The sequence below is a fragment of the Aeromonas sp. 604176 genome, assembly GCF_049170755.1.
Lineage (GTDB): Bacteria > Pseudomonadota > Gammaproteobacteria > Enterobacterales > Aeromonadaceae > Aeromonas > Aeromonas veronii_A.
The window spans coordinates 1-10,729 of record NZ_JAAKNE010000136.1 but is presented as its reverse complement, the minus strand read 5'-3'; the positions used below and the strand labels follow the sequence as shown (position 1 = coordinate 10,729).

Sequence of the window (10,729 nt, the reverse complement as noted above, 5' to 3'; positions counted from 1 at the left end):
GCCATCGGCGAGTTCCAGCTGGTGCAGGGCAAGCTCGCCGACATGTATACCCGCCTCGCCAGCAGCCGGGCGCTGGTCTACTCGGTGGCGAGCGCCTGCGATCAGGGTCGCACCAGCCGTAAAGATTGCGCCGCAGCCATCCTGTTTGCCGCCGAAAACGCCACCCAGATGGCCCTCGACGCTATCCAGCTGCTCGGCGGCAACGGTTACATCAACGAATACCCCACTGGCCGCCTACTGCGGGACGCCAAAATCTACGAGATCGGCGCCGGTACCTCGGAGATCCGCCGCTGGCTCATCGGCCGCGAGCTGATGGGAGAAAATGCATGAGTCGTATCCACTCCCACCTTGACACGGCGAGCCCGGAATATGCGGCTAATCGGACCGCCATGCAGGGGCTGGTCGACGATCTCCATATCCGCATTGCCGAGATCGCGCAAGGGGGCGGCGCGGCCAACAACGCCCGCCATCAGGCCCGTGGCAAGCTGCTGCCCCGCGAGCGCATCAATCAGCTGCTGGACCCGGGCTCCCCGTTTCTCGAACTGTCGGCGCTGGCTGGCTGGCAGGTCTATGACGAGCCGGTGCCCGCCGCCGGTATCATCACCGGCATCGGCCGGGTCTCGGGCAGGCTCTGCATGCTGGTGGTGAACGATGCCACTGTGAAAGGCGGCACCTACTACCCGCTCACGGTGAAAAAGCACCTGCGCGCCCAGGCCATCGCCGAGCGGCTGCGCCTCCCCTGCCTCTATCTGGTAGATTCCGGCGGCGCCTTCTTGCCGATGCAGGACGAGGTGTTCCCCGACCGGGATCACTTTGGCCGCATCTTCTACAACCAGGCCCGCATGTCGGCCCAGAACATCCCCCAGCTGGCGGTGGTGATGGGGCTCTGCACCGCAGGCGGCGCCTATGTGCCCGCCATGGCGGACGAATCCATCATGGTCAGGGAGCAAGCCACCATCTTTCTGGCGGGTCCGCCGCTGGTCAAGGCCGCCACCGGCGAGGAGATCAGCGCCGAGGCCCTGGGCGGCGCCGAAGTACACTGCGCCCACTCCGGCGTTGCTGATCATATGGCCCGTGACGATGCCCACGCGCTGGCCATCGCCCGCACGCTGGTGACTCATCTGGGTAGCGAGTCGGTAGAGAGCAGCCCCGGCTACGAGCCCCCCAGCTACCCGATCGAGGAACTCTACGGTCTGGTGGGCACCAGTCTCAAACGCCCTTACGACGCCCGCGAACTGATTGCACGACTGGTGGATGGCTCTGATTTTGACGAATTCAAGGCGCTGTTCGGCACCACACTGGTGACCGGCTTTGCCCGTATTTGCGGCATGGAAGTGGGGATCCTCGCCAACAACGGCGTGCTGCACAGCGACAGTGCCCAGAAGGGGGCCCACTTTATCCAACTCTGTAACCGGCGTGCCATCCCGCTGCTCTTTTTGCAGAACATCACCGGCTTTATGGTGGGGAGTAGCGCGGAAAAAGAGGGGATCGCCAAGCACGGCGCCAAGCTGGTCACCGCCGTGGCCTGCAGCCGGGTGCCCAAGATCACCCTGATCGTCGGCGGCAGCTTTGGTGCCGGCAACTACGGCATGTGTGGCCGCGCTTATGAACCCGATTTTCTCTTTAGCTGGCCCAACAGCCGTATCTCTGTCATGGGGGGCGAGCAAGCTGCCGGGGTGCTGGTGCAGGTGCGTCGGGACAAGCTGGCTACCGAGGGCAAAGACTTGAGCGAACAGGAAGCGGCCGCCATCCGCGCGCCCGTGATCGAACAGTATGAGCGCCAGGGTCACCCCTACTACGCCAGCGCCCGCCTCTGGGATGATGGCGTCATCGACCCGGCCCAGAGCCGCACCGTGCTGGCACTGGCGCTCGCCGCCTGTCAGGGTGCCCGCATTGAACCCGAGCAGTACGGCATCTTCCGGATGTAAGGAGCAAACCCATGTCAGATCCACTTACTTCCTCCCAGACCCCATTTCGGCTGGAGCGGCATGGCCCGCTGGCCGAGCTGGTGCTGTCGCGCCCGGCCCGTCACAACGCCTTTGATGCCGACCTGATGCTGGGGCTGCTCGACTGCCTCGATGACCTGGCCCATCTCCATGGTCATGATCTTGCCGAACGTCCTCACGCCCTGCTGCTACGTGCCGAGGGAAAACACTTTTGCGCAGGCGCCGACCTCAATTGGATGCGTAATCTGGCCCACGCCGATTTCGAGCACAATCGCGAAGACGCCCGGGTACTGGCCCGGCTGATGCAGACCCTCGACGAGCTCCCCTTCCCCACGGTAGCTCTGGTGCAGGGGGCCGCATATGGCGGGGCGCTCGGCCTCATCTGCGCCTGCGATCTGGTGCTGGCCAGCGATGATGCGCGCTTCTGCCTCTCAGAGGTGAGCCTGGGTCTGGTGCCTGCGGTGATCAGCCCCTACGTGGTGCGCACCATGGGAATGCGTCAGGCGCGCCGCTACATGCTCAGTGCCGAGCCGTTCGATGCCATCACCGCCTGTCGGCTCAATGTGGCACATCAACTCTGCAAGCCGGATCAACTGCTGGTGGAGGGGCGGGCGCAGGCCCTTCGTCTGTGCCGCAACGGGCCGGAGGCGATGAAAGAGACCAAACGGCTGCTGGCGGCGATAGAGGCCCATCCCTCCCGCCTTCATGAAGAGAGAACCGTCGAGACCATCGCCCGGGTTCGGGTGGGGCTCGAAGCCCAGGAGGGGATGCAGGCCTTCTTCGACAAACGCCCTCCCGCCTGGCGTCCCCGTTTCAAGGATGAGACATGACCCATCACACTCAAATTAAGCGCCTGCTGATTGCCAATCGCGGCGAAATCGCCGTGCGCATCATCAAGACGGCGAAACGCCTCGGCATTCACACCATCGCGATCTACTCAGATGCCGACGCCCAAGCTATGCACACCCGTCTGGCCGATGAGGCCTGGCATTTGGGGCCCGCACCGGCCAGAGAGAGCTATCTGGACACCAGCAAGGTGCTGAAGATTGCCAAAGAGGCGCGTGCCGATGCCATCCATCCCGGTTACGGCTTTCTGTCGGAAAACAGCGATTTTGCCACCGCCTGCGAACAGCGCGGCCTGCGCTTTGTCGGCCCAAGCGGCGCCGCCATTCTCGCCATGGGCGACAAATCGGGCGCCAAGGCGCTGATGCAGGCTGCCGGCGTACCTGTGCTGCCCGGCTATCACGGCACGGATCAGCGGCCGGACTTTTTGCGCGATCAGGCGAGCCAGATTGACTTCCCGCTACTTATCAAGGCGGCCAGTGGCGGCGGTGGCAAGGGGATGCGTAGGGTCGATCAGCTGGCCGACTTTGACGAGTCGCTGGCGGCAGTCAAACGGGAAGCCAAGGCCGCCTTTGGTGACGATCTGGTGCTGCTGGAGCACTATCTGCCCCAGGCTCGCCATGTGGAAGTACAGGTCTTTGCCGATAGCCTCGGCAACGCCATCTATCTGGGGGACAGGGATTGCTCCTTGCAGCGACGCCATCAGAAGGTGATCGAAGAGGCTCCCGCCCCCGACATCCCTCCGGCTCTGCGCCGCGCCATGGGGGAGGCAGCCGTGGCCGCAGCCAAAGCCATCAATTATCAGGGGGCTGGCACCATCGAGTTCCTGCTCTGCAAGGATGAGTTCTTCTTTATGGAGATGAACACCCGGCTGCAGGTAGAGCATCCGGTCACCGAAGCGGTAACCGGGCAGGATCTGGTGGCCTGGCAACTGGCCGTGGCCGAAGGCAAGCCGCTGCCACTTACCCAAGAGGAAGTGGTGCTGCGCGGCCATGCAGTGGAGGCGCGCCTCTACGCTGAGGATGTAGCAGCCGGTTTTCTGCCTGCCAGCGGGCCCATCCACTGGCTCCACTGGCCCGTTGGCGTGCGCATCGACACCGGCGTCACCGCTGGCGATGAGGTCAGCCCCTATTACGATCCCATGATCGCCAAGCTGATCGCCCACGGCCAGAGTCGCGCCGAGGCGTTCGCTCAACTGGCCGATGCGCTGGCGGCACTGGATCTCGGGCCGCTGGTGCACAACGGCCCGCTGCTGCTGCGCCTGTGTGAAGAGCCCGACGTCCTGGCCATGGGCCACCATACCCAGTGGCCCATTCCCACCACAGCACGGCCCATTCCTGAGCTCGCCTGGCCGCTGGCCGCCCTCTGGCTGGCGAGCCGCCCTGCGGGCACCTCCCCCTGGCAGCAAGCCTGCGGATTTCGGCTGGGGCCGGATCGCTGCTGGACAGCGGCGGTGCGCATTGGTGATGAGCACCGGGTATTGACCCTTAACGATCATGGCGGCCAGTTTGAGTGGCAAGGGGAGAGCCGTTGCTACCAGAGAGGTGACGATCATATCCGGCTACAACAGGGTGGCTGCTGGCAGCAGATCCCCATTCAGACGGTCGCAGGCTCGGAGGCAACCTTCATCATGATCCTAGGGGGCCAGCGCATCCGTTTCACTGCTGATGATCAGCAGCACAGCCACCACCATGAGCAGGCAAACGAGAAGGCGCAGGGCGCCATCGCGCCCATGCATGGCATAGTGGTAGCCGTGCTGATCGAGCAGGGGCAAACAGTCAGCAAGGGGCAACCCCTGCTGGTGCTGGAGGCGATGAAGATGGAACACCAGTTGCGTGCAGAGCGGGATGGGGTAATTGAAACCCTGCAGTGCAAACAGGGCGAGCAGGTAAGCCAGGGAACCGTGCTGGTGCGCTTTGCCGAAGAGACTGCTTCACAGGAGGAACACCCATGAACCGATCACAGGACGTCCGTGACGACAGGGTCAGTTTGGTGGAGATGGGGCCGCGAGATGGCCTGCAAAATGAAGCTGCGCCCCTCTCCCTGGTACAGCGGCTGGAGCTGATCCAGCGCCTTACCGACAGCGGCCTGCAACGCATCGAGGTGGGTGCCTTTGTCTCTGCCAAAAAAGTGCCGCAGATGGCGGACTCCGCAGCGCTGTTCGAGGCACTGCCGCGCAAGGGCTCAACCCGTTACGGCGCTCTGGTGCCCAATCTGCAAGGCTTGCAGGCAGCCATTGCCGCCCGAGCCGATGAGATAGGCCTCTTCACCGCCTGCTCCGATGGCTTTACCCGGGCCAATATCGGCATCAGCGTGGAGGAGTCGCTGGTGCGCTTCGCCCCGCTGGTGCAGGAAGCTCGCCGCCTCGGCATCAAGGTGCGCGGCTACCTCTCCACCGTCATCGCCTGCCCGTTCGATGGCCCGACCCGCCCGAAACGAGTCGCCGCCATGGCCGAGCAACTGCTGGATCTCGGTTGCCACGAAATTTCGCTGGGGGACACCATCGGCGTCGGCACTCCGGGCACCGTGGCGCCCATGCTGGATGCGGTGCTGCACGAGATCCCGGCGGGGCGACTCGCGGTCCATTTTCACGACACCTACGGCCAGGGGTTGGCCAACCTGCTACCCGCGCTGGAGCGCGGCATTCGCACCATCGACTGCTCGGTGGCGGGGCTTGGCGGCTGTCCCTATGCGCCGGGCGCCTCCGGCAATGTGGCGTCAGAAGAGGTGGTCTACCTGCTGCACGGCCTTGGCATGACGACCGGGGTTGATCTCGACACACTGGCGGCCACCGGCCAGTGGGTGAGCGAGCAGCTCGCTCGCCCCAACGGCTCGCGGGTCGGTCAGGCCCTGCACGCCAATGCCGAGCGGCTGCGTGCCCGCCTCTGCCAGCCACACGCCCAGCAACAGGAGTCATGATCATGTCCCGTTCCCTGCCCGGCAAGGAGATCACCTACAGCATTTCGGAGCTGGCCCACGAATTCGATGTCACGCCGCGCACCATCCGCTACTACGAGGATGAGGGGCTGCTCACCCCGCTGCGGGAGGGGCAAACCCGCATCTACAGCCATCGGGACAAGATCCGGCTCAAGTTGACCCTGCGCGGCAAACGGCTGGGGTTTAGCCTGGCCGAGATCCGCGAGCTGTTCGATATGTACGACACCGACAAATCGAGCAAAACCCAGCTCCACTCCATGATCCAGCTGATCGAGACAAAACGCGGCGTGCTGCGCCAACAACTGGAGGATATCCAGATGGTGATGGCCGAGCTGGAAGCCGCCGAACAACGCTGTGTTAATTCCCTTAACAGCTTGAAAACCGACACAGATTAACCGAATCTGGGATCATGTCATTACCTTGGTGATCTCATGAAATATTGGTGCTGGTTATTGTTGTTCCTCAGCCTGCCCGGTTGGTGCCATTCCCTCGTCAAGGTTGGTGGCTATCCCTATGCGCCCTTCGTGGTCAAACTCTCAGATGCGCACTATGAAGGGCTGACACTGGATCTTATCGAGCAGCTCAACGCGGTGCAAAAAGAGGTGACCTTCGTCTTTGTCCCCACCTCGGCTGCCAACCGCTACAAAGCGCTTGATATGGGTCGCTTTTCGTTGATGCTGTTTGAAGACAGCAACTGGGGCTGGCAAACGGAGAAACTCAAGATGACTGCGCCTTTTCTCGGTGGTGGCGAAGTCTATGTGGCCCTGAGCAAAGAGGGCCGGGATCAGCGCTTTTTCGATGACCCCTCTCGGCACCACCTTATCGGGGTGACCGGCTACCACTACGGCATCGGCCAGTTCAATGCCGATCCCATCTACCTGCAGCGCAAGCTCAATATCACCCTGGTCAAAGACAATGTCAGCGCCCTGCAAGCACTGCTCAAAGGGCGTGGTGAGGTGGCCATTATCAACGTCTCTTACCTTAACCAGTATCTGCTGGCCCATCCCGACACAGCCAACCAGCTGCTGATCTCGAAAAAATGGGATCAACAGTATCAACACCGCGCCATTCTTCACCCTGCGGCACCCATTACTCCTGCCCAGCTGGAACAATGGCTGGCAGCCCTGCAACAAAAGGGTGAACTGGATCGCCTTTGGACAAAGTACGGCGTACAACAGTACGCAACCCCATGATTACTATCCAGCTTTTCTGTACCATGGTGGGAACCAAATGGGAGTGCACCAAATGAACACTACCGAGCCAGCGTCCCACAAACCCCGCTTTCTGCGCTACCTTGCCTACGCTTTCCTGCTGCTTCTTATCCTGATCACACTGCTGCTGTGGCAAACCCCCCGTCTGATCCAGCGCTATCTGCCCGGCTGGCTGGCCGAACACTACGGCCTGCAGCTGACGCTGGGGGAGATTGACGTAGGTCTGCGCAACCCTTCTCTCACCCTCGGCGCGACTGCCCTGCTCGATGCCAAGCAGCAGCCCATCATCGGTTTTGAACAGCTCTTTATCACCCCAAACCTGCAAGCCAGCTGGCAGCAGAAAGGGGTCGTGCTTTCCGCCGTCACCCTGACCAAACCCGTGGTACAGCTGCAACGGCTGGCAGACAAAAAGGGGGATGTTCGACTCAATCTGACCGATGCACTGGCCACCCTGCTCTCCCCTGCCCCCTCCCCCAAGCCCGAAACAGCCAGCGCCCCGCTACTGGTCGACATTGCCAGCATCGCAGTCACTGACGGCCATGTGCGCTATCAAGATCAGCGCAAGGAGAGTGAACCCGGCTGGTTGCCACCCCTCAATCTGGAAAAAGTGGCCCTCAAACTCGATAACCTGCGCACCGAGGCAAACCATCCGACCGCCTATCAGCTGAACGCCGCCATCAACGGCAAAAGCAGCCTCGCCGCTCACGGCAAGCTCGATGTGATGAGCGGCATGGGTCAGGGCAAGGTGAGCCTCAAGCAGGTCGAGCTGACCCCCTTCGCCCCGCTCTGGGCACCCTATCTCAAGCTGGATCTTGCCAAGGGCCACGCCAATGCAGAGGTGGAGTACCAGCTTAAAGAGGGCAAGCAAGGGGTGCTGTGGCAATTGTCCAAAGGCAAGCTGACGCTGGACAACTGGCAGCTTAAAAAACACCAGGGCGACGAGTTTGCCCGCTTCGGCCAGCTGGCGCTTAGCGATCTGGCTGTCGATGGCCAGAAACAGTCGATCCAGATCGGCAAGGTGACCCTGCAACACCCCCTGATCAAGGCCACCCTCAACCCACAGCAGGAACTGGATCTGGCTGACTTGCTGATTGAACAGGCCCCCGCCAAACCGGTCAAAGGGGCCAACGCCGCAAACGAGGTGGCCAACAATGCGGCGCCCAAGTCGGCACAACAAACAAAAGCAGCCGGTAACGGCAAGAAACACGGGGCAGACAAACCCTGGCAGTGGCAAATCAAGCAGATCCTTATCGACAAGGGCGATCTCACCCTCACCGAATCCAGCAGCGGCAAACCGCAGGCACGCCAGCTCTCCGGCCTCAAGTTGGCGCTGGGGCCACTGGGCAGCAAGGGGGAGCAACCGAGCAAACTGACTCTGGCCACCCAGTTCAACCAGAGCAGCCCCCTCGCCTTTGATGGCCAACTGACCCTGAGCCCCTTCACCCTTAGCGGCGACATCAACCAGCAGGGGCTACCCCTCACGCTGGCACAACCCTATCTGGCCGATCTGGTACGCATCAAGGTGCAAAACGGGCTGCTGAGCAGCAAGACCCGCCTCGATCTCGCCACCACCGCCCAAGGAGGTCTCAGCAAGCTGACCCTGCAAGGGGGGCTCGACGTCAACGGGCTCAAGGTGGTCGATCGGGCAGACAATCAGCGGCTGCTGGAGTTCAACACCCTGGCTCTCACCGGTCTGACGTACGACGGCATCAGCCAGCAGATGCGGATCAAGGAGATTACCCTGAACAAGCCCTTCGCCCGCATCGAGATCAACGAGGATGGCACCACCAACCTGCAACAGCTGCTGTTGCCGCAACCGGCGGCAACCAAAAGTACTCACGCGACGGCAGGCAGCAAGGCTTCCGACTTTCGTTTCACCATTGACCAGCTCCGTACCGAGCAGGGCAACCTGCGCTTTGCCGACCGCAGCCTGAGTCAGGATTTTGTGGCCGATATCGCCTCGCTGGGCGGCCAGAGCCGTCATATCAGCAATATTCCGGGGCAACGCTCCGATCTCGCCTTCAACGGCAAGGTGGATCGCTATGCGCCGGTGACCATTCGCGGCGGTACCAACTTGCTGGTGGCCAACCCGATCCTCGACATCGCGGTGGCCTTCCACAATCTGGAACTCACCACCTTTACCCCCTATTCGGGCACCTATGCCGGTTATGCCATCGACAAGGGGCAGCTTTCCATGAAACTGCACTACAAGCTGGAGGGCAATCGGCTGGAGGGGGATAACGACATCACCATCAAGAAGCTGCAACTGGGCGAGAAGATCAAGAGCGATCAGGCCAAGGATCTGCCGCTGGGGCTGGCCATCGCCCTGCTAAGCGATGCCAACGGGGTGATACAGATGAACCTCAAGGTGAAGGGGGATCTCGATCAACCGGACTTCAGCATCGGCAATATCTTCTGGGATGTGCTGGGCAACACCCTGAGCAAGGCGATCACCTCCCCCTTCTCCCTGCTCGCCTCGCTGGCCGATGGCACCGAAGATCTCGACGAACTTCCCTTCCTGCCGGGGGATCCCGATCTCACCCCCACCCAGCAGGAGAAACTGGTCAAGCTGGCGCAGGCCCTCAAGGATAGACCCAAGCTCAGCATGAACATTCGCGGCAAGGTCAACTTCAACGAGGAGCGCCCCATCCTGCAACGGCAAAAGCTGGAACGGGTACTGGCCAAGCTCACCGGCAATCAGGCGGATCTCGACCTGCTGGAACAGGACCCCGCCCTGCAAGAGGCGCTGGCCCAGGCCTATGAAGAGCGCTTTGGCGAAGATCTGGAAGATCTGGCGGACCGCCTCCATCTGGATGAAGAGAGCACGGCACTGCGAGCCCAGGCGGTGATCCTGCTGCGTGATCAGCAGCTCATCACCGCCAAATCCCTGCGCAATCTCGCCATGCGCCGGGCGCAAAATACCAAGGAGTTTCTGGTCGACAGCCAGGGGATCGCCCCGGAGCGGCTGTTCGTGCTCGACAGCCAGGTCAAGGAAGAGGACAAGGAAGCCAAAGTGATCCTGACACTGGATCAGTGACGCCGCCGCACTTCGTAAAAAGCGTAATAAAAATACAACCCCTCAACTATTTTGACACCTTTTGCTCACCAAACAGCCTGCCTTGGTGAGCATTTGGCCTCTGATGCAAATAATCACGTAGTTTTTTTACGATTTATCCCCATTGCCCCCTTGCGGGCGCGCCACAGCCTGCCTAAAATCGCGCGTCTTTTGTTAACCCCCACCTCTATTTTTGGAGAACGCCACGTGAGCGAAAAATTGGCCAACCCTGCCCCTCTGGGTCTGATGGGTTTCGGTATGACCACCATCCTGCTGAACATCCATAACGCAGGTTTCTTCCCCATCAGCGCCATGATCCTGGCCATGGGCCTGTGCTACGGCGGCATCGCCCAGATCATTGCTGGCATCATGGAGTACAAGCGTGGCAACACCTTCGGTGTGACCGCGTTCACCTCCTACGGCCTGTTCTGGCTGAGCCTGGTGTTCCTGCTGATCATGCCGACCATGGGTCTGGCCGAAGCCACTCCGCACGCCTACATGGGTTGGTATCTGCTGATGTGGGGCATGTTCACCCTGTTCATGCTGGTTGGCACCATCAACTACCCGCGCGCCAAGCAGTTCGTGTTCGCCTCCCTGACCGTGCTGTTCTTCCTGCTGGCCGCCCGTGACTTCACCGGCAGCACCCTGATCGGCACCATCGCCGGTTTCGAAGGCATCATCTGTGGCGCCAGCGCCATCTACCTGGCCATGGCCACCGTGATCAACGAGCAGTTCGG

At 61.6% G+C, this 10,729-nt stretch carries 9 protein-coding genes; all 9 read left to right on the top strand.

Translation table 11 applies throughout. The annotated features are described in order from the left end of the window. Positions 1-330: acyl-CoA dehydrogenase family protein (locus G5358_RS18490; RefSeq protein ID WP_421324666.1), on the top strand; the 330-nt coding region annotated here is incomplete at its 5' end. Further along, positions 327-1,928 (top strand): carboxyl transferase domain-containing protein, encoded by a 1,602-nt coding sequence (locus tag G5358_RS18485; protein WP_421324664.1) that lies wholly within the window; start codon positions 327-329, stop codon positions 1,926-1,928. The genes G5358_RS18490 and G5358_RS18485, both read left to right, overlap by 4 nt. Positions 1,929-1,939: 11 nt before the next feature. Next, positions 1,940-2,776: an enoyl-CoA hydratase-related protein gene (locus G5358_RS18480; RefSeq protein WP_279490707.1), complete on the top strand. Its 837-nt coding sequence runs from the start codon at positions 1,940-1,942 to the stop codon at positions 2,774-2,776. Further along, complete coding sequence (locus G5358_RS18475) at positions 2,773-4,743, top strand: acetyl/propionyl/methylcrotonyl-CoA carboxylase subunit alpha (RefSeq protein ID WP_421324663.1); 1,971 nt, start codon at positions 2,773-2,775, stop codon at positions 4,741-4,743. The genes G5358_RS18480 and G5358_RS18475 overlap by 4 nt, the downstream gene beginning before the upstream one ends. Then, positions 4,740-5,708: a hydroxymethylglutaryl-CoA lyase gene (locus G5358_RS18470; protein WP_270817177.1), complete on the top strand. Its 969-nt coding sequence runs from the start codon at positions 4,740-4,742 to the stop codon at positions 5,706-5,708. The genes G5358_RS18475 and G5358_RS18470 overlap by 4 nt, the downstream gene beginning before the upstream one ends. A gap of 2 nt (positions 5,709-5,710) precedes the next feature. Beyond that, positions 5,711-6,121, top strand: a complete 411-nt coding sequence (locus G5358_RS18465) for a MerR family transcriptional regulator (RefSeq protein WP_421324662.1) — start codon at positions 5,711-5,713, stop codon at positions 6,119-6,121. Positions 6,122-6,157: 36 nt separating this feature from the next. Beyond that, complete coding sequence (locus G5358_RS18460) at positions 6,158-6,919, top strand: substrate-binding periplasmic protein (protein WP_421211266.1); 762 nt, start codon at positions 6,158-6,160, stop codon at positions 6,917-6,919. Between the two features lie 52 nt (positions 6,920-6,971). Continuing rightward, positions 6,972-9,974 (top strand): DUF748 domain-containing protein, encoded by a 3,003-nt coding sequence (locus tag G5358_RS18455; RefSeq protein WP_421324661.1) that lies wholly within the window; start codon positions 6,972-6,974, stop codon positions 9,972-9,974. 225 nt (positions 9,975-10,199) lie between these two features. Continuing rightward, positions 10,200-10,729 (top strand): acetate uptake transporter (locus G5358_RS18450; RefSeq protein WP_421324660.1); only part of this gene is annotated, 530 nt, incomplete at its 3' end.

Coding starts and splice junctions, on each gene's coding strand:
- G5358_RS18485 (WP_421324664.1), top strand. CDS start 327: ATGAGTCGTATCCACTCCCACCTTGACACGGCGAGCCCGGAATATGCG.
- G5358_RS18480 (WP_279490707.1), top strand. CDS start 1,940: ATGTCAGATCCACTTACTTCCTCCCAGACCCCATTTCGGCTGGAGCGG.
- G5358_RS18475 (WP_421324663.1), top strand. CDS start 2,773: ATGACCCATCACACTCAAATTAAGCGCCTGCTGATTGCCAATCGCGGC.
- G5358_RS18470 (WP_270817177.1), top strand. CDS start 4,740: ATGAACCGATCACAGGACGTCCGTGACGACAGGGTCAGTTTGGTGGAG.
- G5358_RS18465 (WP_421324662.1), top strand. CDS start 5,711: ATGTCCCGTTCCCTGCCCGGCAAGGAGATCACCTACAGCATTTCGGAG.
- G5358_RS18460 (WP_421211266.1), top strand. CDS start 6,158: ATGAAATATTGGTGCTGGTTATTGTTGTTCCTCAGCCTGCCCGGTTGG.
- G5358_RS18455 (WP_421324661.1), top strand. CDS start 6,972: ATGAACACTACCGAGCCAGCGTCCCACAAACCCCGCTTTCTGCGCTAC.